General features: G+C 61.2%; 20 protein-coding genes. 8 read left to right on the top strand and 12 right to left on the bottom strand.

Annotated elements, in window-relative coordinates:
- Window positions 1–30 precede the first annotated feature (30 nt).
- Window positions 31–594, bottom strand: a complete 564-nt coding sequence (locus tag P353_RS25875; RefSeq protein ID WP_232776924.1) for a hypothetical protein — start codon at window positions 592–594, stop codon at window positions 31–33.
- Between the two features lie 41 nt (window positions 595–635).
- Between P353_RS25875 and P353_RS25870 the strand changes: the two genes are divergently transcribed.
- Window positions 636–1,709, top strand: coding sequence for a linear amide C-N hydrolase (locus tag P353_RS25870; protein WP_034375987.1), 1,074 nt, complete (start codon window positions 636–638; stop codon window positions 1,707–1,709).
- 335 nt (window positions 1,710–2,044) lie between these two features.
- On the opposite strand, the gene P353_RS25865 is transcribed toward P353_RS25870, so the two are convergent.
- Both P353_RS25865 and P353_RS25860 read right to left on the bottom strand, forming a co-directional pair.
- Window positions 2,045–3,694, bottom strand: coding sequence for an AMP-binding protein (locus P353_RS25865; protein WP_034375984.1), 1,650 nt, complete (start codon window positions 3,692–3,694; stop codon window positions 2,045–2,047).
- Window positions 3,695–3,725: 31 nt separating this feature from the next.
- Window positions 3,726–4,358, bottom strand: a complete 633-nt coding sequence (locus tag P353_RS25860) for a TetR/AcrR family transcriptional regulator (RefSeq protein WP_034375981.1) — start codon at window positions 4,356–4,358, stop codon at window positions 3,726–3,728.
- A gap of 140 nt (window positions 4,359–4,498) precedes the next feature.
- Here P353_RS25860 and P353_RS25855 point away from each other — a divergent pair, with 140 nt between their 5' ends.
- The gene (locus P353_RS25855; protein ID WP_034375978.1) at window positions 4,499–5,416 is read left to right on the top strand and encodes a crotonase/enoyl-CoA hydratase family protein; all 918 of its coding nucleotides are present in this window, start codon (window positions 4,499–4,501) and stop codon (window positions 5,414–5,416) included.
- Between the two features lie 61 nt (window positions 5,417–5,477).
- Here the strand turns inward: P353_RS25855 and P353_RS25850 are convergent, their stop codons facing one another.
- Entirely contained in the window at window positions 5,478–5,759 is a 282-nt protein-coding gene (locus P353_RS25850) for a YkvA family protein (protein WP_034375975.1), read from the bottom strand.
- Window positions 5,760–5,914: 155 nt separating this feature from the next.
- Window positions 5,915–6,448 carry a GNAT family N-acetyltransferase gene (locus P353_RS25845; protein WP_034375972.1) on the bottom strand — a complete coding sequence of 178 codons (534 nt, stop codon included), beginning with the start codon at window positions 6,446–6,448 and terminating at the stop codon, window positions 5,915–5,917.
- A gap of 140 nt (window positions 6,449–6,588) precedes the next feature.
- Between P353_RS25845 and P353_RS25840 the strand changes: the two genes are divergently transcribed.
- Both P353_RS25840 and tsaA read left to right on the top strand, forming a co-directional pair.
- Window positions 6,589–7,014 (top strand): TOBE domain-containing protein, encoded by a 426-nt coding sequence (locus tag P353_RS25840; RefSeq protein WP_034375969.1) that lies wholly within the window; start codon window positions 6,589–6,591, stop codon window positions 7,012–7,014.
- On the top strand, window positions 7,014–7,496 hold the full coding sequence (tsaA, locus tag P353_RS25835; RefSeq protein WP_034375967.1) for a tRNA (N6-threonylcarbamoyladenosine(37)-N6)-methyltransferase TrmO: 483 nt from the start codon (window positions 7,014–7,016) through the stop codon (window positions 7,494–7,496). The genes P353_RS25840 and tsaA overlap by 1 nt, the downstream gene beginning before the upstream one ends.
- Window positions 7,497–7,577: 81 nt before the next feature.
- On the opposite strand, the gene P353_RS25830 is transcribed toward tsaA, so the two are convergent.
- The 3 genes from P353_RS25830 to P353_RS25820 form a co-directional block, all read right to left on the bottom strand.
- The gene (locus P353_RS25830) at window positions 7,578–8,705 is read right to left on the bottom strand and encodes a suppressor of fused domain protein (RefSeq protein WP_034375965.1); all 1,128 of its coding nucleotides are present in this window, start codon (window positions 8,703–8,705) and stop codon (window positions 7,578–7,580) included.
- An 88-nt stretch (window positions 8,706–8,793) separates the two neighbouring features.
- Complete coding sequence (locus P353_RS25825; protein ID WP_034375962.1) at window positions 8,794–11,217, bottom strand: ATP-dependent DNA helicase; 2,424 nt, start codon at window positions 11,215–11,217, stop codon at window positions 8,794–8,796.
- Window positions 11,214–12,887, bottom strand: coding sequence for a VRR-NUC domain-containing protein (locus P353_RS25820; protein WP_034376191.1), 1,674 nt, complete (start codon window positions 12,885–12,887; stop codon window positions 11,214–11,216). Before P353_RS25820 ends, P353_RS25825 begins: the two co-directional genes overlap by 4 nt.
- A 213-nt stretch (window positions 12,888–13,100) precedes the next feature.
- Here P353_RS25820 and P353_RS25815 point away from each other — a divergent pair, with 213 nt between their 5' ends.
- Window positions 13,101–13,430: a carboxymuconolactone decarboxylase family protein gene (locus P353_RS25815; protein WP_034375959.1), complete on the top strand. Its 330-nt coding sequence runs from the start codon at window positions 13,101–13,103 to the stop codon at window positions 13,428–13,430.
- 54 nt (window positions 13,431–13,484) lie between these two features.
- On the opposite strand, the gene P353_RS25810 is transcribed toward P353_RS25815, so the two are convergent.
- Window positions 13,485–15,398, bottom strand: a complete 1,914-nt coding sequence (locus tag P353_RS25810) for a potassium transporter Kup (protein ID WP_196491425.1) — start codon at window positions 15,396–15,398, stop codon at window positions 13,485–13,487.
- Window positions 15,399–15,618: 220 nt separating this feature from the next.
- Between P353_RS25810 and P353_RS25805 the strand changes: the two genes are divergently transcribed.
- From P353_RS25805 to P353_RS25795, 3 genes are all read left to right on the top strand, one after another.
- The gene (locus P353_RS25805; RefSeq protein WP_034375956.1) at window positions 15,619–16,401 is read left to right on the top strand and encodes a type 1 glutamine amidotransferase; all 783 of its coding nucleotides are present in this window, start codon (window positions 15,619–15,621) and stop codon (window positions 16,399–16,401) included.
- 126 nt (window positions 16,402–16,527) lie between these two features.
- On the top strand, window positions 16,528–17,292 hold the full coding sequence (locus tag P353_RS25800; protein WP_034375954.1) for a YwqG family protein: 765 nt from the start codon (window positions 16,528–16,530) through the stop codon (window positions 17,290–17,292).
- Between the two features lie 37 nt (window positions 17,293–17,329).
- Window positions 17,330–18,034, top strand: a complete 705-nt coding sequence (locus P353_RS25795) for a ribosomal protein L7/L12 (RefSeq protein WP_034375951.1) — start codon at window positions 17,330–17,332, stop codon at window positions 18,032–18,034.
- A 56-nt stretch (window positions 18,035–18,090) separates the two neighbouring features.
- Here P353_RS25795 and P353_RS25790 read toward each other — a convergent pair whose 3' ends face one another.
- Genes P353_RS25790 through P353_RS25780 form a run of 3 tightly spaced genes read right to left on the bottom strand, consistent with a single transcriptional unit; the run spans window position 18,091 to window position 22,957 of the window.
- Window positions 18,091–19,539: an efflux transporter outer membrane subunit gene (locus tag P353_RS25790; RefSeq protein ID WP_034375950.1), complete on the bottom strand. Its 1,449-nt coding sequence runs from the start codon at window positions 19,537–19,539 to the stop codon at window positions 18,091–18,093.
- The gene (locus tag P353_RS25785; protein ID WP_034375947.1) at window positions 19,536–20,759 is read right to left on the bottom strand and encodes an HlyD family secretion protein; all 1,224 of its coding nucleotides are present in this window, start codon (window positions 20,757–20,759) and stop codon (window positions 19,536–19,538) included. Before P353_RS25785 ends, P353_RS25790 begins: the two co-directional genes overlap by 4 nt.
- Window positions 20,760–20,761: 2 nt before the next feature.
- Window positions 20,762–22,957: an MFS transporter gene (locus P353_RS25780; protein WP_113707762.1), complete on the bottom strand. Its 2,196-nt coding sequence runs from the start codon at window positions 22,955–22,957 to the stop codon at window positions 20,762–20,764.
- Between the last annotated feature and the right edge of the window lie 4 nt (window positions 22,958–22,961).

Raw genomic sequence — 22,961 nt, 5'->3', positions numbered from 1 at the left:
CCTGGCGCCCCTGATTTCGACTTCAAGGCTTCAGGAGGTCTTTTTCCAGTTTCGGCCATCCATGGAGCGGTAGTCGCCTCCCGTGGCGCAGCAGCCGCCTGCGCCAAAGGCCATTCGTCCCAGGGTGACCTGAAGCACGCCTGCTTCGTAACGGATGGACTGACGCTGACAGGAGGTGAAGAACGGGTATGGCTCAGGAGCAAGTACTTTTTCCCAGTGGACTTCCCCCTTTTCCAGAGGCTCCACGAGAAAGGCCTCGCAGTCGTGGACCAAGAGGAATACCGGCTGGCCTGCCAGCACGCCCTTGAAGACCTGCTCCGGCGCCGCATCACGCGTGGCCTGCGCCTGCTTGCTCAGAGGCGCTGGGGGGGCGTCCGAATCACAGCCCGCCAAAGCGGTCAGCGCCAGCAACGCCAGGGACATCAAGGGCTTTGCCATCATGGTGTCAGTATGCCAGCCGCCTCTATGGTGCGTGGCATAGGGACGGGGCGAGATGCGGCTTGCCTCCAGGCAGCCCTGGTCGGTTAGGCTATGCGCATGGGACTGCCAGCCGCCAGGCAAGGCCTTGTCATGCTCAATCACGGCAGCAGTCACGCCAGTCTCCAATCATGCTTACGGACCAAGGAGTAGATTTGATGAAATCCAGAATGCCGCGCATCCGCCCCCAACTGGCCGTCCTGCTGATGGCCGCTTCAGCCATGGCCGCTACCACCAGCGCCTGGGCCTGCACCCGCTTGGTCTTCCACGGTGTGGACGGTCAGGTCATGACGGCCCGCTCCATGGACTGGAAAAGCGACATTGTCAGCAATCTCTGGGTGCTGCCGCGCGGCATGGAACGCAACGGTCAGACCGGCCAGAACACGCTGCGCTGGAAATCCAAATACGGCAGCGTCATCACTTCGGGCTATGACATCTCGACCACGGACGGCGTCAATGAAGCCGGTCTCAACGCCAACCTGCTGTGGCTGGTGGAGTCCCAGTATCCGAGCTTTGATGCCAAGAGCAAACCCGGGCTGACGATTGCCGCCTGGGCGCAATATGTGCTGGACAACTTTGCCAGCGTGAAGGAGGCAGTGGCCGCGCTGGAGCAGGAGCCCTTCATCATTGTCTCGGACAATGTGCCCGGAGAGAGCCGCCTGACCACCTTGCATCTGTCCATGTCGGACGCCAGCGGCGACAGCGCCATCGTCGAATACATCCAGGGCAAGCAAGTCATTCACCATGGCCGCAAGTACCAGGTGATGACCAACTCTCCCACCTTCGATCAGCAACTGGCGCTCGACAGCTACTGGCAGCAGATCGGCGGCACGATCATGCTGCCCGGCACCAACCGCGCAGCCGATCGCTTTGCGCGGGCCTCGTTCTATGTGAACGCCATTCCCAAGGACCCCAATCCCAACAAGGCACTGGCCAGTGTGTTCAGCGTAATCCGCAATGTCTCGGTACCCTACGGCATCAGCACGCCCGATCAGCCCAATATCTCGTCCACCCGCTGGCGGACGGTGTTTGACCACCAGCGCAAGCTGTACTTCTTCGAGTCGGCTCTCACACCCAATACCTTCTGGGTCGATCTCAAGGCCCTGGATTTCAATGCGCAAACCGGCAAGATCATGAAGCTGGACCTGGGCGCCGACCAGAGCCATACCTATTCGGGCAATGCCACCACGGAATTCAAGCCCTCCAAGCCTTTTCAGTTTCTGGGAATCTAAGGCTACTCTTTGAATTAGACATCCTCTTCCAAGGCCTCACCCTGCATAGGCATCAAAGCCCAAAAAGCGGGCCGCCGAAGTACTTTGGAAGCTCATGGTATTGGCTGTTGACTACAAGCTGTAGGCCCGTATTTATGGCCCATGCATTATCTTGATGGCTGGTAATTTTCGGCGTACGTACAGTGAGCCAAGTCTTGCCCCAGGGCTTGACAGACGGGAATATCAAAGTACCGCAAGACCATGGCAGGTGCGAGGGCTGTGGTACCCACACCTTGACCGCTTCATGCAGCGCCAGCCATTGGCAAGCAAGCGCTGGCAGCCATGCTTTCAAAGAGTCATTGTCTAGGCAATGTGCTCAATTGCTGATCGCGCACAAGCTCCTTGAGACGAAATTTCTGCACCTTTCCCGAACCCGTCAACGGAAAAGCCTCGCAGATAAACCAATGCTCTGGCGTTTTGTGGGGCGCGATATGTTGGCGGCAGAACTGTCTCAGTTCCTCGGCAGGGCAAACATCTACTCCAGATTTGAAGCGGATCGCAGCTGCCACCTGTTCACCCCAGTGCTCGTCGGCCATGCCAAACACCGCAACATCGGCCACGGCCGGGTGCTTCATCAACACGCCTTCTACCTGCACAGGGTAGATATTCTCACCGCCACGGATAATCATGTCCTTGAGCCTGCCGGTGACGCGGCAATAGCCGCGTTCGTCCATGATGCCCAGGTCGCCCGTGCGCAACCAGCCATCGCTAAGCAAGGTCTGAGCCGTGACTTCTGGCTGCTCGAAATATTCCAGCATGACCTGATAGCCGCGCGCCTGAATCTCACCTTCTTCACCTACAGGCAAGACTTCGCCGTGCAGCCCTGCGATACGAACCTCGACCTGCCATAGCGGCTGACCTGCAGTCCGAGCCTTGTCTGCGGCACTGTCATCGGGTGCAGTCTGGCAAACAATGGGACTGAGTTCGGTCTGACCATAGACGGTGACTAGATCACAACCCAGCTCGGCACGCACGCGCTCGGTCAGCGCCACCGGTATAGGAGCCCCGCCGGACATGGCCAACTGGAGGCTGGATAGGTCATAGTCTTTGGCCTTACACTGCTCCAACAAAGCGAGCAGCATAGTGGGCACGCCGCCAAAGCGGGTGCCGCGTTCGTCCTCGATGGCCTGCAGAACCAGGTCTGGATCGAAAGCCACGACCAGCACCAGAGTGGACAAGGTAGTGGCACAGCCAAGCACACTCATCACCGAGCCTGCCGTGTGGAACAGTGGCATGGGGCTGACATACACATCCTCATGCTGCTGCGCACGTGCGGCAACGAAACATGCATTCGTGACCAAACCCATACGATGCAACAATGCGCCCTTGGGCTCGCCCGTAGTTCCCGAGGTGTACTGGATTTGCGCAGGACTGCGCGGGTCCACATCGGGCAGGCAGCCTTCTCGCGGGAACTGTCGCACCTCATTTAGCCAGCCGCTGAGGCTTATAACATCGACCACACCCGCCATCCCTTCAGCTGTCGCTTTGGCCATACCCGCCATATCGCTGCCGCGAAATCGGTCGATATGGAACAAGGCACATGAGCGAGACTGGCGCAGCACATATTGCAGCTCCTGTGCGCGCAGCGCCGGGTTGGCGGTGACCAACACCATACCGGCCAGCGATGCACCGTATTGCAAAATCACCCATTCCGGCACATTCGGTGCCCACAGGCAGATGCGCTGCCCAGGCTTGTATCGCAGCAGAAGCCAATATGCACAGGCCGTAGCGTCGTCCAGCAACTGCGCATAAGTCCAGCGTCTACCAGTCTCGGCAACGCCGGTCAGCGACGTCCAACCGGCAGGCATTTTCTCTACTAGCGCCCATCGCTCAGGCGCCTGCAAGGCCGCTTCACGCAGCGCCTGCCCTTCGGTGATGTTAAGCACCTCACGCGAAGTGTCTGCAGGCCAGTAGGACCGGTTCAGCGGGCTCGATAGCTGGGGCATCTCAATCTCCTCCGTGTGTGATGAGAAAAAATCATTGGCCAGGCGGCTTCAGTGGCAGCAGCTGCCTCACTGCCCATATCCATTGCTGAGTCAGCGCCTTCACCGACTGAGGGTTGCTGCGCAAAATGCCAGAGACCGCCAGACCGCGCACAAATTCAGCACTGGTGCTGACTACCAACTCGTAGGCCGGAAAGGCACTCAGTGGCGCGAAGATTTCATCAAGTACGCGCATCCTGTCGCGCAAGGCTTTGCGCTCTGCAGCGACCAGGGCTTCACGCAGCTCGGTATCGGTACGTGCCACTACCCACAGCTCCAGCTCAGCCAGAAATGAAGGCTCTCTCATGCTATCGACCAGTGTGTGAATCGCATGCTCGACAGGGTCACTACGCCTTGCTTTGCGGCGCAGATGCTTGAGGACTGCCTCTTCGTTGCGCACTACGATGGCATCGACGACTGCGCAAAGCAGCTCTGCATGCGTAGGAAAGTGGTGCAGCAATGCACCGCGGCTGACTGCCGCTCGGCGCTGCACTTCCAGCGTAGTGGTACGCGCAACGCCCAGATCCATCAGGCAGGTCATGGCGCTGTTCAAAATGCGCGCACGTGTCGCATGCTTCTGTTGTTCACGCAAGGTGCTGCTCTCAGCCGCTTTGAGGTTGCCAGACATACTCACCTCCAATTTGACAGTCTAAGTTGACTGTAAAAACAAATACACATAGAGTCAATACTGACTGTCAAAAACAGTTATTTATCAATTAATTACTCATAGTTTATTGAAATTTTCACATTTCAATCAGGAGACTATCCATGCCCAGTTACAGCACTTTGTCGATCACCACAGACGCCCACAATCCACGCATTGCACGGCTACTACTCAATCGCCCCGAGCGCCTGAATGCGATCAACAACCAGACGCCGCGCGAGATTCGCAAGGCCGTGGAGTGGGCTCAGGACAATCCGGATATCCATGTCATCGTTGTTGAGGGCGCGGGCAAGGGCTTCTGCGGTGGCTATGACTTGGCAGAAACCGCCGAACAGGAAATTGAGCACCCCTGTCAGCAGGAAAAAGCGCCTTGGGATCCCATGGAAGACTATGCTTTCATGAAGCGCAATACCGAAGACTTCATGAGCTTGTGGCGTTGCAGCAAGCCCACGATTGCCAAGGTACACGGTGCCGCTGTGGCTGGTGGCAGCGATATTGCACTGTGCTGCGATCTGCTCATCATGGCTAATGACGCCCGCATCGGCTATATGCCCACACGAGTATGGGGATGCCCCACCACAGCAATGTGGACCCAGCGTCTGGGACCGATGCGAGCCAAGCAGATGATGTTCACAGGCGATGTGATCAGCGGTGCGCAAGCTGCTGAATGGGGGCTGGCCACCGAAGCCGTAGACGCATCTGAGTTGGAGGCCCGCACCATGACCATAGCCAACCGCATTGCCGCTGTGCCGCGCGGGCACTTGGCCATGCACAAGCTGGTGGTCAACCAGACCATGCTGACCATGGGTCTGGAACAAGGCCAAATGCTGGCCACGGTGTTTGACGGCATCACACGCCACAACCCCGAAGGCATGTGGTTTCGCCGCTATGCACAGGCTGAAGGCTTCAAGGCTGCCGTACAGTGGCGCGACTCAGGCCGCAACATACCAGAAGGCGACGAGGCACGCCGCGAGATTGAAAGACTGGAGACCCAGGTTGCCCGTCTGACATCCAAGCAATGAACCAAAAAACGACCAGTGCCCGATGTATCAGCGCTGGTCGCCAAGGTTTAGAGACAGCTGCTCAAGCAGCTTTGGCACCCACGCGTTCGCGCAGTGAGCCCAGCAGTTCAGCTGGCAAAAGTCTGAAAGCCAGTTGCAGCAGCAAAAAACCGATCAGGCCGTCGTCCAGCCAGCCCAGAACAAGAATGGTATCGGGCACGAAGTCTAGGGGAGTGATGAGGTAGAGAGCCGCCAGCATAGTGGCAAGCTTGGCGGCCCTGGGAGAGCGCGGGTCGCGCAGCACAGCCCAGGCAAGCAGCAGCTCTTTGCGAAAGCGACTCAGCAAACGGCCCAGTTTCCACATAGCGGTGACCCCTTCAAAGCGACAAAACACCAGCCTTTAGCTTGCGACCGCTGTCCAGAAAAACAAGAGCACAGCCATTTTCTGGCGGCACAAAATGTATCCAGGCACTGCAGTGCTTTGTAGTCAATCGCTGCAAGCTGATTTTTCGGAGCAACTCAACCATCCACCGGATTCAGCGGCGTCTGCAGCGTGAGCTGATAGAAGGCCAGATCCAGCCATCGCCCGAACTTGAAGCCCACCTGTGGCATCAGGCCCACAGACTCAAAACCCAGACGCTTGTGCAGTGCAATGCTGCCCGCGTTGGCGGCGTCGATGGCACCGACGAGCACATGCACATCACCACGCTGCCTGGCTTCGGCAATCAGCAGCTCCATCAGTTGCTGCCCCAAACCTCGGCCCCGGTGCTGTGGATGGACATAGACCGAATGCTCAACCGTGTACTTGTAGGCAGGGTAGGCGCGAAAACCTCCCCAGCTGCAAAAGCCCAGCAACTGCCCTTGTGCATCCTCAATGCCGATAACGGGGAAACCGCCTGCACGCTTGGCCTCGAACCAGCTGACCATGTTTTGCGCCGTGCGCGGCTGGTAGTCGTAGAGCGCCGTGGAGTTGACGATGGCATCGTTGAAAATGTCCAGAATCGCAGCGGCGTGGCGTTCGTGCGTGCATTGCACGATGTTCAGATCACTCATTTCTTGGCCTCAGGCACCCAAATCAGAGCCGTATTATGGGCAAGGTTGCAGCAGCCGTGGCTCTCGCAGCGTTTAACTGCACTGGTCCGGGTGCTATAAGAATAGGTCCAAGTTCCCAGCGGCATTTTAAGGAAACCCTCATGCAAAGCAGCGCACGCAACCAGTTCAAGGGTCATGTCTCCCATATCAGCCATGGCATCGTTACCGATGAGGTCCAGATCCGCACCGAACACCAGGCCGAACTGGTGGCCACCATCACACATGGCAGCGCCGTCAGCCTGGGCCTGAAGGCCGGCAGCTCGGTGATCGCCATGGTCAAGGCACCTTCCGTGATGGTGGTGACGGATTGCGAAGGCGTACGCTTTTCGGCACGCAACCAGCTCAACGGCAAAATCACCCGGATCAAGCCCGGCGCGGTGAACTCCGAAGTGACCATTGATGCTCAAGGCCTGCAGGTGGTGGCAATGGTCACCCAGGAAAGCACCGAAAATCTGGGCCTTGCCGTGGGCAAGACGGCCACGGCCTTGTTCAAGGCATCCCAGGTCGTGCTGGCAGTGCTGCCCTGATGAACGAATCCATTGTTCTGCAGCCCATAGGCCGCGTACACAGCCCGTTCAAGCATGCCGTGGGCATGCCCATACAGACCGTGGCTGCCCAGCAGCATGAGGGAAAGATCGAGGTTTTTTCGCCTTTTGCCGCGGGCTTGCGCGATGTGCAGGAGTTTCAATACCTGATCCTGCTCACGCACCTGCATGAGGCCACGGAAAAGCTGGAAGTCGTGCCCTTTATGGATACCCGCAGCCATGGCGTTTTTGCCACAAGGGCACCGGCAAGGCCCAACCGCATCGGTCTGTCCATTGTCGAGCTACTTGGCACGGACGGATGCTGGCTGCATTTCCGCGGTAACGACATGCTGGATGGCACGCCCGTGCTCGATATCAAACCCTATGTACCGCAGCTGGATGTGCGCGAGACAGAACGCATAGGCTGGTTTGCCAGAGGACTGGATCAGTTGCCAAGCAGACTCTCCGATGAGCGCATGCGTTAAGAGCTACTTGTGTTCCGAACTGGAGCAGTTGAGACATCTATCTCCAAAGGGCCTGCAGCTACTTGATGCATGGCATGGTACTTAACGCTCTTCGTACCTGCCGGTCACACGCCCCTGGCTATCCGTCACTACACTGCTCTTGACCTGCCAGACCAGACCATCGAGTCCGGGCACGGTGTACTCACCGTCGCGTCCCTTGACAGTTTGCTTCCATGCCTGCATCTGAGCCTGAGTCAGGCTGAGCTTGAGCTCGTGGTCGCTATGCCAGTCCAGCATCCCGCCTTCACTGTCGCCGGCAGGCACCAGCTCCAGCGTGGAACCATCGCCCGCCAGAATCAGCGGGCGGCCATGGGGCAGGCGAGCCGGCAGCATGGCCTTGAGGTCGCGCACGCCCAGGCTTCCCAGACGTATCACGGTCTGCGGGCTGCGCAGCAGGCGCTTGCGATGGCTGAAGCCAAGCACATCGTTGTAGAGCACGCCCGTCTTGGAGCCTTCTCGTACCGCCCCCGCGTCGATGGCGAGCTGCACATCGGGCAAGTCATGCAGACTGGGTCGGGCCAGATCGGTGATCCACAGCGGCATATAACTCTGCAGGGACTGCAGCGCTCCCAGCACATTCCATCTGCGTACCTCGCGCAACTCGTCACTGGTCAACCCCACCAGCTGCAGAAACATCAGGTCGCCATAGGGCGTATGAATGGCCGGCAACTCGGGATCCTGCACAAAGCCCATCTCAGTGAGCAGCGTGTCGGCATCGGCCTTGATCGGGCCGTTGGCCGTCATCCAGTGCCCGGGGGCCAGCACATTGCCGGTGCGAAATACATATCGAGCAATATTTTGCAAAAAGTTAACAGGCCAACTAGGTGGTTCCTGCTCACTGGCGGCACGCATCAGCCTGAAACTCAACTCGAAACCATAGCCACTGGGCTTGCCTGGAGCGATGTCGTAGCTGTCATCCAGATCGCCATACAGGTCGCTGAAGCCATAACTGACATAGTGCCAGTGCGGCGCGCCCTGCTCGCTGCGATAGACGCTGACGCCGTCCAGCGGCTCTTCTCCTCCAAGCCGAAATTTGATCAGCGTCCCGAAATGCGCGGGCTGCTGATCGCCATAAACCGTCTGCAGCGCCCCATCGATTGCATCCCATCCCTGGCTGCCCTCTTCCCCGTTAGCGTGGGTTTGAGAGTCGTAGGTTTCGCGGGAATTCATGGCCTTTTTCTCCTTTGCCCCGAGTATCAAGGCATGCGAAAGCCGTTCGAGCAGGATTACAAACGGAGATGTGAGCGAGCGTTTCTGGCTACCATGGGTTCAGAAACCTCGGTCCCCCCTCGATCTGCCACCAGGCGGGCAGCAGCGCACGCACCTCGGCACGTGCGAAGCGGTCGTCCATCAGCACCAGAACGCCGCGATCGTGCTCGCTGCGTATGACCCGGCCAGCTGCCTGCACCACCTTGCGCAAGCCCGGGTAAAGATAGGTGTAGTCATAGCCCAGCCCCACTCCCATCGTGTGATCCATGGCGCGCTGCATGGCTTGGTTGACAGGGTTGAGTTGGGGCAGACCCAGCGTAGCAACAAAAGCACCGATCAGACGACTGCCGGGCAGATCCACGCCTTCGGAGAAAGCCCCGCCCAGAACGGCCAGACCCAGACCCTGGCCGTCTTCGACAAAGCGGGCCAGGAATTCGGCCCTCCCTGCTTCGTCCATTCCGCGTTGCTGCTGCCAAAGCGGCAGTTGCGGGTGCCGCCGCTCCAAGGTTGCAGCGACTTGCTGCAGATACTCAAAACTGCTGACAAAACACAGATAGTTGCCGGGCTGACGCGCGTACTGCTGCGTGATCAGATCCGCCATGGGAGCCAGAGAGGCCTCGCGATCACGCCAGCGTGTGGAGATATGGCGAGCAATATGCACCTGCAACTGCCGGGCCGCAAACGGTGCGGGGACATCGAGCCAGGCAGTATCGGCGGGCAGTCCCAGCAGGTCACGGTAGAACCCGGGCGGACTCAGCGTGCCTGAAAACAGCACGGTGGCCTGTGCCGCTGCATGGCGCGCCGCCAGATGCGGCGCGGGCAGGACGTTGCGAATGCACAGCGTGGATGCCGGGGTGCGCACGCGGCCCGAACGCATGGGCTGCGCGCTCAGCTGAACGTCAAACAGCGCATGCGGCCCGAACTGATCGGCCAGGGCCTGAAAATGCAGCAGTTCCCAGTAAAAATCCAGCAAGGCATGGTCGGCAAGCGCGGGCTGCCCCACTGTGGCCGCATGGCCGTCTGCCTCCTGCTCCGCCAACTGATCCGCTATTGCACCCACGGCCCGCTGCACAGTGCCCAGCAGTGCGACGGGGATGCTCTCATAGCTTTGATAACAGGCCTGATCCTGGGCCTTGTTCAGCGCCAGCCACTGACGCTGCAGCGCATCGAGTGCCTTCTTGACAGCTCCGGTCGCGGCCTGGCGGGCTTGTGCCAGATCAAACTGGGACAGCGGTGCCGTGTACATGCTGCGCGCGCGCTCCAGCAGATTGTGCGCCTCGTCCACCAGCACGCCCACGCGCCAGTCCTGCTGCAAGGCCAGCGCATAGAGCATGGCGGCACTGTCGTAGTAATAGTGGTAGTCGGCCACCACTACATCGGCCCAACGCGCCAGCTCCTGCGACAGGTAATAGGGGCAGACTCCATGTTCCAAGGCCAGAGTCCGTAGCGCCGGCGCATCCCATAGCGGCAGTTGCAGCGCCTGCAGCCTGGCCGCAGGCAGTCGCTCAAAAAAACCGCGCGCCAGCGGACAGGATTCTCCATGACAGGCCTTGTCGGGATGCTCGCAGGTCTTGTCGCGCGCCTGCATGTCCAAGACGCGCAAGGACGCAACCGGCGGCGCGGCGGCCGCCGACATGGGCTGCGGCAAGGCTTGCTGCAACTGGCCCAGCGCATGCAGTGCCAGTCCATGGCCCGTGCCCTTGGCAGTGAGAAAGAACAGCTTGTCCAGACCGGCTTCATCAGCCTCCGAGGCGCCCTTGGCCATGACTGCTGCCATGCTCTTGAGCATGGGAAAAATCGTGGCCAGGGTCTTGCCAATGCCGGTCGGGGCCTGAGCCATCAGACAGCGGCCGCCCGCGCTGGCATGGGCCGTGCGATAGACAGCCACGGCCAGCTCCCGCTGTCCGGCTCTGAAGGCCGGCATGGGGAACTGCAGCTGCGCCATGGCCTCATCACGCGCCTGACGGTGGGCGGCCTCGCTGCGTGCCCAGTCGAGATAACGGGCACATTGCGATTCGAAAAAGGCTTGCAGTTCGGTGGCAGAACATTCCTCCACCAGCACAGTCTCCTCTGCGCTGCCGATCTGGAAATAGACCAGCGCCAGCTTGAGCCGCTCAAGGCCGCGCTCCTGACACAGCAAATGCCCATAGACCCTGGCCTGGGCCCAGTGCAAGGCCCGGTGATGAGGGCGCACGCCGTCGAGCCGCCCCCGGTATGTCTTGATCTCTTCGAGTTGCTGCTGCACGCTATCAAAGCCATCGGCCCGGCCGCGAACCTGCAGCTCTTGGAACCGACCGCCGAGCACCAGCTCTGTCTCGTAGCCGCTGATGTTTTTACGCCGTTTCTGCACCACGGCGTGGCCTTCCATGCCCTCCAGTGCACTGGGCGCGGGCGTGAAGCGCAGATCCAGATCGCCGCCCCGCGCCGTAAACTCGCACAGTGCGCGTACTGCCACGCTAAGCGCAGGCTTCATGGAATGCTGCCTTCGTCACGCCATTGCACATGGCAGACGCGCACGGGAATGCCCTGCTCCGAGCAATAGGCCAGCCAGCGAATCTGGTTGTCCTGCAGCTTGTCTCCCGGCGCTTTGACTTCCACCAGCTCGTAGCGTGAATCGGCGCCGGACCGCCGGGGCCAGAAGCGCACCAGATCAGGAAAGCCGGTGCGGTTGGCTTTCACGTCCAGCAGCAACCGTGTGAACAGAATCCGCAGATGGGCGGCTGGCATGCAATCGAGCGCCAGCTCCAGCAGCTCTTGCGTCAATGTGCCCCAGAACACAAACGGCGACTGAACTCCTTGCTTGTCGGCAAAACGCTGGCAAATCGTGGCCTGGTAGCGACCGTCCTCCAGCTCTGCCAAGCAGGCATCAAACAGCGACTGGCGACGCGGCACAAAATCCGGTGCCCCCAGATCGGCCGGCCCACTCTGGAAGGGATGAAAAAACGCCCCCGGCAGCGGCGCAAAGATGGCGGGCCAGCACAGCAAACCGAATAGAGAGTTGACCAACGCGTTCTCCACATAGAACACGGGCGTATCAGCACCATGCCAATGGGCTTGCAGCGCGTACTCCACCGCCATGGGCTGGGCGGGTCGGTCCAGCAGCACATCGCTGCGCAGGGCTGCCACGGCCGGGGCCAGAGTTCGCTGGCGCCCCGTGTGCCCCAGTCCCAGGCTGCGGCTCAGACGCGGCAGCATGCGCGCCACGCGCTGACGCTCCTCCTCACTTTCAGGCGCTGCTTGCGCCTGGCTGGCAAGCGCCAGCGCCTGATCAAAGCACTGCATGCGCTCCAGCACGCGAATATGACGGTGGCGTGCACCCGCATAACGGCTGGCCGTATAGGCCCGAGCCGCCAGGGGCCAGTCCTGCAGCCTCTCGCACACCTGGCCAAGCTTGAGCAAAACCTTGGCCCTGCGCATGTCCAGCCACGGGTTTTCGCTATGACTTTCAATAAGCGCGGACAGCAATTGAGCGGGCTCCACGCCTTCATCCAGAGCCTGACGCCGGGCCGATATCTCCAGATAGAAGTCCAGATCTTCGCGGTGCTGAAATGCACGCGAGTCAGCGTCCAGCACCACCGGCTCGTAGCGGAAAATACCGAGGTCGGCCAGCACGAACTCCGACCAGTCCTGGTAGAGGTTGCCAAAGAACATCAGCCGCAGACGCTCCCCCAGCTCGCCCACCATGACGCGCCATACCGGTTCCACGGCCTCTGGGTGCCAGACGGCATAGGGCCGGGGCTCGGGCTGCATCTCGGCCAGCAACTGCAGCATCTCGGCCTTGCGCATGGAAGAGCACAGCTCAAAGCCAGTCAAGATCTGCAGCAGCTCGGGTTTGGTGTGCAGGCCGAACAGTTCAGCCGCCTCCATGGGCTCGGTGGCACTGAGCCAGCCAAGCTCCAGCAGGGGCGCTGCGGCGTCGACCGTCACCGGAATCTCCTCGTAGGCGAGCTTGCTGGCGCGAAACCAGGGCCCGCGCCGCATCAGCATGCGTACCAGCAGCGCCCTGGAGTTCTGCGGCAGGTGCGCGAAGCCGCCGATGAATTCGGCCTCCTGCTCGCTGAGCAGATCGCCATAGCGCTGCGCCAACCAGTCCAGCGCCTGCTGGAAGTTGTGCAGATAGTAGAAACGGTGCGGCGGAAGAATGGCGGCTTGGGATGCGGTCACGGTGACGCTCACAAAATGCTCGGCGAAAAGACGGCTGGATGCCAACTATGAGACCTGTATTTTCATACAGCCTGAAAATCCCTGCTGACTCCTTCGAACCCAAGATTGCCAATCAGCGGACGAAACGCTTGCTGCTTGAATGCCCGGTGCCAGTAGCACACAATCAATGCTTCATTCAACAAGGAGCTGGCAATGCTGGACTGGAACGAATACCGCAAGGAATTGGCAGGCAGGCTGGGAGAGTTTTCCGAGTTGAGCCCAGGCACCATGGAGGGCTACAAGGCCCTGTCCGGCGCCGGCAAGAAGACCGGTCATCTCGATGCCAAGACACGCGAGCTGATTGCCATTGCCGTGGGTGTGACGACGCGCTGCGACGGCTGCATTGCCGTGCACACCAAGGCCGCCAAGGCCGCAGGGGCCAGCAGGGAGGAAATTGCCGAAGCTCTGGGCGTGGCCGTGGCCTTGAATGCAGGCGCCGCCATGGTCTACTCGGCCCGCGCTCTGGATGCACTGGGCGATTAAGGCTACTCTATAAAGATAGCAGCCAGTGCATGACTGGCTTGCCCTTTACGCCATCTAAAGCACTACCTGCGTGCCCAGCTCCACCACCTGGTTGGCAGGCAGCTTGTAATAAGTGGCGGCGCTGGCCGACTGACGGGACATCCAGCCGAACAGCGCGCAGCGCCAGGCGGAAAGACCGCCCGGCCCATCCACCACCTGCACCCTGGCCACAAAAAAGCTGGTCGTCATGGGGTCGAGGTTCGGCATCTCGCCATCGGCATCCGGGGTGATGCGCTGCAGCGCTGCCGGAATATCGGGCTGCTCGCGAAAGCCGAAATGGATGTCCAGTGCCCACACTCCGTTGCACATGGACTTGAGCTGCAGGCGTTCGCCCTCATGCACATAGGGTATGTTCTCGTTGATCACATGGAGAAACACCGTCTGCTCGTGCATGACCTTGAAATGCTTGAGATTGTGGAACAGCGCATTCGGCACCAGCTTGGGGTCTGAAGTCAGATAGACCGCCGTGCCTGACACCACAGGCACGCCGCTCATGGGCGAGCTCATCAGATCGCTCATGGGAATATCGAGGCGGCGCCTGTGCTCGGCCACCAGCTGGGTACCGTCACGCCAGGTCATCAGCGCGATGAAGATGATGGCGCCCAGGGTCAACGGCAACCAGCCGCCCTGCTCCAGCTTGGTCAGGTTGGAGGCAAAAAAGCCTATCTCCAGCACTGCAAAGCAGGCCAGAGCTGCCAGCGTGACGGCTCTTGCACGGCTGCGTCCCAGATAGACCACAAAGCCCACCAGCATGGTGGTGATCAGCATGGTGCCCGAGACCGCAATACCGTAGGCCGCCGCCAATGCTCCCGAGGACTTGAAGGCCAGCACCAGCGCGATCACGGCCAGCAGCATCAGCCAGTTCACGCTGGGGATATAGATCTGGCCCTGCTCCTGATCGGAGGTGTGCAGCACCCGCACACGCGGCAGATACCCGAGACGGCTGGCCTGCAGCGTCATGGAATAAGCGCCCGAGATGGTCGCCTGAGAGGCAATCACCGTGGCAGCCGTAGCCAGCACCACAAAAATCAGCAGCCAGGATGGCGATGCCAGCAGAAAGAAGGGATTGCTGGCGGCCGCCGCATCGCGCAACAGCAAGGCACCCTGGCCGAAGTAATTGAGCATCAGAGCCGGGAATACCAGCCCATACCAGCCCAAGCGCACAGCCCGGCTGCCGAAGTGCCCCATGTCGGCATAGAGGGCCTCAGCACCTGTCATGGCCAGAAACACGGCCGAGAGCAGAAAGAAGGCCTTGTCCGTGTGCTGCAGGGCGAAGCGAAGCGCATGCAGCGGATTGACGGCCTGCAGCACCATCGGTGTCTGCACAATGCTGGCCACGCCTGCCCAGGCAATGCAGAGAAACCAGACAATGGTGACCGGGCCGAACAGGCGCCCCACCACGCTGGTGCCCTTCATCTGAATGGAGAACAGCCCAATCAGAATGCCTATGGTGATGGGGACGATGAAATGCTCGAACTCCGGCGTGGCGATACTCATGCCCTCCACGGCGGAGAGCACGGAAATGGCCGGCGTGATAATGGCGTCACCATAGAACAGTGCGGCAGCAAACACTCCGGCTGCAACCACAAAGCGCGAGCGCCGCGACTGATCGCCCATCACGCGGTGAGCCAGCGCAGTCAGCGCCAGCACGCCGCCCTCGCCATCGTTATCGTGGCTGAGCACCACCCACACATATTTGATGGCGACGATGACGATCACGGCCCACAGCAGTGCCGAGAGCGCGGCCAGCACATTCTCGGGGCCCACCGTCAGCCCATGAACGCCGGTAAAAGCCTCCTTGAACGCATAGAGCGGACTGGTGCCGATATCGCCGAACACGACGCCCAGCGCAGCCAGTGTCAATGCCGACGGGCTGCTGCCCTGCCCGGCTTTTCCATCCCCCTGAAGCCCATGTTTGCTCTGTGACATAACCATGCTTTTGCAGTGATAGAGACCGCCTCACGCCAGCGAGCCGGCAGCCCAGTATGGCACGCTGGCGGAAATTGGAAAGCCTGGATGGCGCCGGACCGAGCGGTCCTTCTTTATGCAATCTTGATAGCAACAGCTACATTCCATACAAGGGCTTGAGGCCTTAATTCCTAGATTCAAGGCTTCACCACAACCGGCTTGCCCTTCAAGCCCACCTCCCATGAAGCCTGTCGCCATCCTCCAGCACGAAGCATCGCAAGGCCCCGGCATCCTGCTCGACCATCTGCGCCAACAAGACATTGCCCATGTGCTGATAGATCCCTGTGCAGAAGGCGCATCCCCGGCCAATGCGCGCGACTATCGCGGCATCATCGTGCTGGGCAGCAACCATTGCGCCAACGAGCAGCTGCACTGGATCGATGAGGAACGCTGCCTGCTGCAAAGTGCATTGCAGCACGACATCCCCGTGCTAGGACACTGCTTTGGCGCACAAATGCTGGCCCGCGCCATGGGCGCAGGCGTCTGGCGCAACCCCTGTCCGAATATCGGCTGGAGCGAAGTCCGCATCACCCCCAGCGCCCAGCAACTGATGAGCCTGCCAGCGCAAGCCACCATCTTCAACTGGCATTACGACAGCTTTGACATCCCCGCGGCCGCCAGGCGCACCATGTACGGACAGCATTGTTTGAACAAGGGCTTTGTGCATGGCCGGCAATGGGCGTTTCAAGGCCATCTGGAAGTGACCGCAGACAGCGTACGTCAATGGTGCGGCGCGGGCCATGACGAGCTGCTGCAGGCCCAGGGCCCGGCCGTGCAAAGCGAGGCCGAGATCCTGGCCCGACTGCCGCAACACATAGGCCCGCTGCATGCCATGGCACTGCGCACCTACAAGGCATGGACCGATCAGCTGGACAGGCCGGTTACGGTTTCGTGCAACAGCCCCTTGGAAACCCTGAACCGATTTCGCCTCAAGTCCAATGCATACTTGCACATTCAGCTATGAATTTGAAAGCATCAGACTCCAGGAAGACCACGAACAGACGTTTTGTTGCATCTAGCGGACGGTCTCTGGCGAGGCCAGGTCGCTGTCTGGGCCAGAATGGCCTGCAAACTCAATGCACCAAGCTTCATGGACCTCACAACGCTGGAAAACCACCTGGATGCCTCGCCACTGCTGAAGGCGCACAAGCAATACTTCCTGAATCTGGCCCAACCCGCCGTCGCCGTTCGCCTGGGCCCCACCATGGGCGAGCCCCTGCAAAGCCGCTTTGGTGGCCTGCCCGTGGTGCCTGCGGGCTTTGACTGGCCCGAGCATCCGGACGGCCACTACCTGTTTGTCGGACAGATCAACTTTGCCGAGCTCCCCGACGGCCCCGGTCGCCCAGCAGAGCTGCCGCCCAGCGGCCTGCTATCGCTGTTCTACGGCTTTGACGAGGACGACGCCATCTTCTGGCGCGACCAGGACTATCTCAAGGCGTTCTACTGGCCGGATATCAGCGGCATGCGTGAGATCCAGGCTCCCCACCGGTGGGTCACGGGCAGCCGTGCGCTGCATTTTGAAAACGGCGTCGATCTTCCTCGTCACGAGGAGCTGCGCAAGGACTGGCCAGTGGAGTTCGATGAAATCCAGGACTGGCTCCATGGACTTGAAGAAAGCGGCGATCTGCCTCGCGACTATCTGCTGGGCCGCCCCTCCTGGGACAGTCTGGGCTACGACCCCACACCCGAGGCCGAGGAATGCCCCGGCAACTCGCACTGGCGCTCGCTACTGACGCTGCAGTCGCACGAGGAATTCCACTGGTGCTGGCAGGACGGCGCACGGCTCATGGCCTTCATCGAGGATGCCAGGCTGCGCACCAGGGACTTCAGCCACCTGCAGGTGGACTGCGGCTGACGCCAGGTTCAACAGCCACAAACATAAAGAGCAACTCATGCCCACACAGATTCCGCCCGAGATCCTCAAGCACTGGCAAAGCGGTCACAAGATCGAAGCAATCAAACAGCTGCGCGAGCAAGGCGGGCTGGGGCTCAAGGAGGCCAAAGACCTGCTGGAAGCCAGCGACGATCCGGACTTTGTCCAGCATGGTGCAGCAGAACAGACGCAAGCGGTGCAGCAGTTGCGCGAGCAGGTGGAAAAACTGGGCATGAATGATGCCACTTTGCTGCTGGACCAGCTGAATAGGGCCGACACCGCGCCCGGCAGCTCCTTTACCTCCATCAAGACCACCACCACCACCATCAATGGCAAGACCATCACCAACGTCACCGTGAGCGGCGATCATGCAGAAGCCATAGGGGCGTTGATGTCCGGCGAGAACGCAGTGCCCACTGCGACCAGGGCCAAGGTGGAAGACGCCATGGCACGCGGCAACAAGCTCGAAGCCATCAAGCTGCTGCGCGAGGCCACAGGCCTGGGTCTGGCCCAGGCCAAGGACCATATCGATGCGGCCATGGATGGCATTGCGCTGGACTGGCAGATCCTGCAACGGCAATCGGTGCGGGCCAGCGCGCAAACCAGCTCTCAGTCCACGGCAACCGCGCCCGGCGAAGTCCCCCGAGGCCAGGGCGGATTTCTGTGGCTGCTGGTACTGGCACTGGCTGCAACCGGCCTCTGGTATTATTTCAAGACACCCTGAAACCTTTTGCTGCAAAGCGTAAGCAGCTCATATTTCAGGAGCTTCCATGCCGGACTTCAGGGTTGCAACCGGGCCGAGCCGCCGGCTTGCCAGCCGCCGCCTAGCGCCTGGTACAGGGCCACGGCGTTCTCCAGCTGGCTCTGACGCAGGCGCAGCACTTCCTGCTGCACGGCAAACAGATTGCGCTGGGCATCCAGTTCCTCCAGATAACTGGCGTAGCCGGCCTCATAGCGATCCTTGGCAAAGCCCAGGGTACGACCCAGCACTTTTTCGCGTTCCTTGGCATGCTCCCACTGCGCTTGCAGTTGCTGGGAGCTGACCAGAGCTGTTTCCACGTCGCCAAAAGCCTTGATGACCACGCCGCGATAGGCATAGGCCGCCTGATCGCGCTGGGCAGAGGCCGCATCGAACTGGCCCTGCAGGCGACCGCCGTTGAACAGTGGCGCCAGAATGCTGCCGCCCAGCGACCAGACTCGGGCCGGGTTGTAATCCAGCGCGTTGATGAACAGGCTGCCGAAGTTCGCACTCAGGCTCACCTGGGGCAAAAAGGCCGCGCGCTGTGCCGCAAGATTGCTGTCGCTGGCCGCCAACAGCAGCTGGGCCCGCGCAATATCGGGGCGGCGCTCCAGCAAGCCCGACGGCAAGCCAGGTGCAGGCATGGCGGGCAAGCTCATGGACTCGAGCCTAGCATGGTCGCTCAAGGTGGAGCGTGCCAAGCCCTGTGCCTGGTCATCACCGCTGCCGCCCACCAGCTGCATCAGCGCTATGCGCTGGCGCTGCAGCGCCAGAGACAGCTGCTGCACCGATTGCCGCACGCTCTCCAGCTCGGCCAGCGCCTGGCTTTGCTGCAGCCGCGAGATATAACCCACACGCACCTGATCGGTGAGCAGACGCACCGCGTCCTCGCGCGACTTCACCGTGTCCTCGGCCACGGCCAGCTGGGCCTGCAGCGAGCGCAGAGCGATATAGGCCTGCGCCACGGTCGCGGCCACCGTCAGACGTACCGCATCGCGATCCGCCTGGCTGGCCTGCAAGCGCTGATCGGCAGCCCGGCTCAGACTGCCCAGGCGGTCCCAGAGATCCAGCTCCCAACTCGCTTGCAACACGGGCTGGGCCGAGCGCACATGCACCATCTGGCCGGTTCGCGCGCTCAGGCTGCGGTTGGCCGAGCCCGGTGCGCTGAGCGACAGCTGCGGTGCAGCGGCAGAACCCGTCACATCGAGATTCGCGCGTGCCTCCTCCACCCGGGCCATGGCAGTGAGTACATCGTTGTTGCGCGCAAGCGCCAGCTCCACCCAGCGGCTCAGCTGCGCATCACCAAAAGCCTGCCACCAGCCGGCCTGGACAGCATCGGCATCGCTTACGGCCTGATCCGTGCTCCAGCTGGCCGGCACCGCAGGCTGAGCGCTGTCTGGGGCCCGGGTCTGACTGGGCACGCTGCAGCCGGCCATCAGCAATGCAAGCGCCAGGGGCAAGGCACGCACGGTATGAAGGGCGTTCTTCATGGCTTGGCCTGTTCGGATGCGGAAACTGCGGGCGCTTGAGATTTTTGAGCCAAATCGGCCTCAATCGCTTGTGTTGTCTTCGCTGAATGCCCTACTTTTTGTGCAGTATCGAGGCGCACGATGACCGACATGCCGGGGCGCAGGCGCGCGGCATCGGCCTGGCCCTCGTCGATGGCTATCTTGATGGGCAGACGCTGGACGACCTTGGTGAAATTGCCTGTGGCGTTGTCGGCCTTGAGCACGCTGAACTCCGAACCCGTGGCCGGCGCAATCTCCAGCACATGGCCCTTGAGGCGCAAGCCGCCCAACGCATCCACGCTGAAGCTCACGAGCTGGCCGATCTGCACCCGGGCGGTCTGGGTTTCCTTGTAGTTGGCCACCACCCAGTAAGTAGGCGGCACCACATACATCAGTTGCGTACCAGCGGCCACGTACTGGCCCTTGCGTACCGATACCTCGCTGACCTGTCCGTCGCTGGGCGCATGGACCACGGTGTTGTCCAGATTGATCTGGGCCTGGCGCAGCAGCGCCTCGGCCATCTGCACTTGGGCTTTGAGAGAGTCACGGCCCACGGTCGTGGCCTTGATCTTTTCCTGATTGATCGCGATGTCGGCCTGGGCCTTGGCCACATTGGTCGCGGCCAGACGCGAGGTAGCACGCACCTTGTCGCGTTCGTTCAGAGACACGGAGCCGCGCTCGGCCAGCTCCTGCACACGCTTGAGCTCCGCCTGCGAACGCTGGGCCTCTGCCTCCACGGCAGCCAGACCTGCGCGGCTGGCGCTCAGCGTGGCACGGTTCTGGGCCTGTGTCTGTTCGGAATTGCTCAGCTGGGCCTGGGCATTGGCCAGTTGTGCCTGTGCCTGGGCGACGGCCGCTTCATAGCTGCGGCTGTCGATGCGCACCAGCGGCTGGCCGGCCTTGACCTGCTCGTAATCCTTGACCAGCACCTCGGTCACGTAGCCATTGACCTGCGGTGCCAGCACGGTGACGGCGCCGCGCACATAGGCATTGTCCGTGGTCACCACCGAGCTGTTGAAGGGCCAGAGATTCCAGGCCCGAAGCACGAGCAGCATGCCTGCCAAGGCCACCACCAGCATGATGAGCACGCTGCGCAAAGAAGGCTTGATCTTCTTTGGCGTGGGAGGCAAGGCTGCAGCGGGTGAAGGGGCAGCTGTCGCCGCAGAGGCAGCGGGGGAATGGGGTTGTTGACTGTCGCTCATGCTCAATCTCTTGCTGTTATCGGTTTGAGTTCCTTGCCTTCGGGGCCGGAGCCATCCCGGCCGCCATCAGCGGCCGCAGGGCTGCTGCGGGTGTCCATGTCGATTTCCTGCTCCAGCTCGGCCTCAAGTTCGAGCGCCTGGGCATTGTCCTGAAGGGGGTCACGGCTGGCCAGCACGGCCCGCTCGCGGGTCTCGGCGGCCTGCGCGGCGGCGGCAAGGCGCCGGGCCTGCGCACCTTCGATCACCACGGTCCGCGCCGGACTGGCGGACTCGGTCTGAGCGCCCTCTTCCACATCACCATAGGCATCGGTGGCCGTGGGCTGCACCAGCACCGTGACACGCTGCGATGCATCGGACTCATGAGCGCTTGCTGCCTCAGGCTCTGCAACCGGCGCCACCGAAGGTGCGCGCTGGGGTGTGCCGTCGGTCCCAGCGGCTGCCGCTACCTGGTTGCCGCTTTGCCGTGTCATGGCGCGCACCATGGCGGCAGCCTGGCGCACGCGCGCCGAGGCTCCCAGGCTCCAGAGCAGATACAACAAGGCGATGGCGGCCGTCAACGCAAACACATCGTTATAGGCACGCACATTGGCTTCGCGCCGCACGATTTGCGACAGCTGCAGCGTTCCCTGGTTGGCGCGCATGGCGGGATCAGGCGTAACCTTGCCGTAGATCTGGTTCTGTATCTTGAGCCGTTCGGCCACCACGGGGTCGGTCGGGTCTATCTGCGCCACCAGGGCCACGGAGTAGATCTGTTCACGGTAGGTTTGGTAAGTGCTCAACAAGGCCGAACCCAGCAAACCGCCCATGGCCTGGGTCATGGAAATGGTGACTACGGCGGTGAGCATATGGTTGGCGCCGAACTTCAGGCCCTGGATGATGCCCGTCAGCATCAGCGGGCCCATGAAGACGCCCGAACCCACCGCCAGCAGAAACTGGCTGAAGAAAAAGTCCGAAGGACGATCCACGCTGCTGCGGTGGTGATCGAGAAACGCTGCCACGGCAAACAGCGCAATCGCCACCACAATCTGCTTGCCCATATTGGGAACACCGAAAGTGATAGCAGACAACGAAACACCTATAAGCGTTCCAAGCAGAATTACCATGAACAGTGGCTGCATCTGATCGGATGTCATGCCCAGCGTGCGCATCAGCCCCACCACGCCATAGCTTTGCTCGGCCGTGAGAAAACGCAGCAAGATGGCACCGATCACAAAACGAATCGTCGGCATCTGCGCGAACCAGCGCGTGTGGAACATGGGGTTGGCGCGATGGTGCTCGATGTAAAGCGCTGCGCTGAGCAGCGCGATCGCTGCCACCAGCATCCAGGCCAGCCCCGGCGTATCGAACCACCAACGCGAGTAGCCCTGGACCAGTACGGCAATCAACAGGCCCAGGCCCGGCACCATCAGGCTGAAGGTGACGAAGTCCAGCTTCTCGAAGGTCCTGATGTACAAGCCCGAAGGCAGCTTGAGCAGCACCACGGCGGCAAAGGACATCAGCGCCAGGCCGGCTTCAAACAGATAGAGGTTGTGCCACTCGCTGTTGTAGAGCAGACCCGGCGACAGAATCCAGGCCAGCGGCGTCGCCAGCTGGCCCACGCCCACGCCGATCACCAGCATCTTGAGCACATAGGTGCGTGGTGCAGCCTGCAGCATGTAGAGCGTGCTCAGCGACGAGCAAGTCGCGGCAGCCAGGCCGCTGGCCGCGCGCAGCAGAATCAGGCTGTCATAGCTGCCCAGCAACAGATGCAGCACGCTGAGTGCGGCGTAGCAGCCCAGACCGATCTCGGTGAACAGGCGCATGCCGAACTGCTGGCGGAATTTGTAGACCAGCAGATTGGCCGTCATATTGAACATGACGTAGGCGCCCGTCAGCCAGGCGGCCTCGACCGAGGTCAGCCCGAGCTGTCCCTGAATCGTTGGCAGATTGGCAGTGAACAAGGCATTGCCAAGGCCACCGGTCAGTCCGACCAGGACTGCAATCAGCCCATAGCAGACGCGGACCCAGGGCTCGTGATGGGGCATGGCCGGCGAGCCCGGCAGCGCGGGCTTCTCATGCTCGGCCCAGTCCGGCGGGCGGCGCAGCAGAATGACGGGCCCTTGCGCAATGGCTGGAGGAGCTGAAGCCTGGCTGCTGGAAGGTTTCGGGCCTTCTTGATTGGCTTGAGCCCCAGTGGCCTGTGCTGCAGCTTGACTCATAAAC

The organism is Comamonas testosteroni, from assembly GCF_000761245.1.
Classification (GTDB): domain Bacteria; phylum Pseudomonadota; class Gammaproteobacteria; order Burkholderiales; family Burkholderiaceae_C; genus Comamonas; species Comamonas testosteroni_C.
The sequence above is the reverse complement of the archived record's forward strand: the minus strand, read 5'-3'. Positions and strand labels throughout refer to the sequence as shown.

Excerpts from the sequence above, each read along its gene's own strand:
- P353_RS25860 (WP_034375981.1), bottom strand. The coding sequence starts at position 4,358 with ATGTCTGGCAACCTCAAAGCGGCTGAGAGCAGCACCTTGCGTGAACAA.
- P353_RS25800 (WP_034375954.1), top strand. The coding sequence starts at position 16,528 with ATGGACCTCACAACGCTGGAAAACCACCTGGATGCCTCGCCACTGCTG.
- P353_RS25865 (WP_034375984.1), bottom strand. The coding sequence starts at position 3,694 with ATGCCCCAGCTATCGAGCCCGCTGAACCGGTCCTACTGGCCTGCAGAC.
- P353_RS25845 (WP_034375972.1), bottom strand. The coding sequence starts at position 6,448 with ATGAGTGATCTGAACATCGTGCAATGCACGCACGAACGCCACGCCGCT.
- P353_RS25780 (WP_113707762.1), bottom strand. The coding sequence starts at position 22,957 with ATGAGTCAAGCTGCAGCACAGGCCACTGGGGCTCAAGCCAATCAAGAA.
- tsaA (WP_034375967.1), top strand. The coding sequence starts at position 7,014 with ATGAACGAATCCATTGTTCTGCAGCCCATAGGCCGCGTACACAGCCCG.
- P353_RS25785 (WP_034375947.1), bottom strand. The coding sequence starts at position 20,759 with ATGAGCGACAGTCAACAACCCCATTCCCCCGCTGCCTCTGCGGCGACA.
- P353_RS25815 (WP_034375959.1), top strand. The coding sequence starts at position 13,101 with ATGCTGGACTGGAACGAATACCGCAAGGAATTGGCAGGCAGGCTGGGA.
- P353_RS25870 (WP_034375987.1), top strand. The coding sequence starts at position 636 with ATGAAATCCAGAATGCCGCGCATCCGCCCCCAACTGGCCGTCCTGCTG.
- P353_RS25805 (WP_034375956.1), top strand. The coding sequence starts at position 15,619 with ATGAAGCCTGTCGCCATCCTCCAGCACGAAGCATCGCAAGGCCCCGGC.
- P353_RS25840 (WP_034375969.1), top strand. The coding sequence starts at position 6,589 with ATGCAAAGCAGCGCACGCAACCAGTTCAAGGGTCATGTCTCCCATATC.
- P353_RS25855 (WP_034375978.1), top strand. The coding sequence starts at position 4,499 with ATGCCCAGTTACAGCACTTTGTCGATCACCACAGACGCCCACAATCCA.
- P353_RS25850 (WP_034375975.1), bottom strand. The coding sequence starts at position 5,759 with ATGTGGAAACTGGGCCGTTTGCTGAGTCGCTTTCGCAAAGAGCTGCTG.
- P353_RS25790 (WP_034375950.1), bottom strand. The coding sequence starts at position 19,539 with ATGAAGAACGCCCTTCATACCGTGCGTGCCTTGCCCCTGGCGCTTGCA.
- P353_RS25810 (WP_196491425.1), bottom strand. The coding sequence starts at position 15,398 with ATGTCACAGAGCAAACATGGGCTTCAGGGGGATGGAAAAGCCGGGCAG.
- P353_RS25830 (WP_034375965.1), bottom strand. The coding sequence starts at position 8,705 with ATGAATTCCCGCGAAACCTACGACTCTCAAACCCACGCTAACGGGGAA.
- P353_RS25795 (WP_034375951.1), top strand. The coding sequence starts at position 17,330 with ATGCCCACACAGATTCCGCCCGAGATCCTCAAGCACTGGCAAAGCGGT.
- P353_RS25825 (WP_034375962.1), bottom strand. The coding sequence starts at position 11,217 with ATGAAGCCTGCGCTTAGCGTGGCAGTACGCGCACTGTGCGAGTTTACG.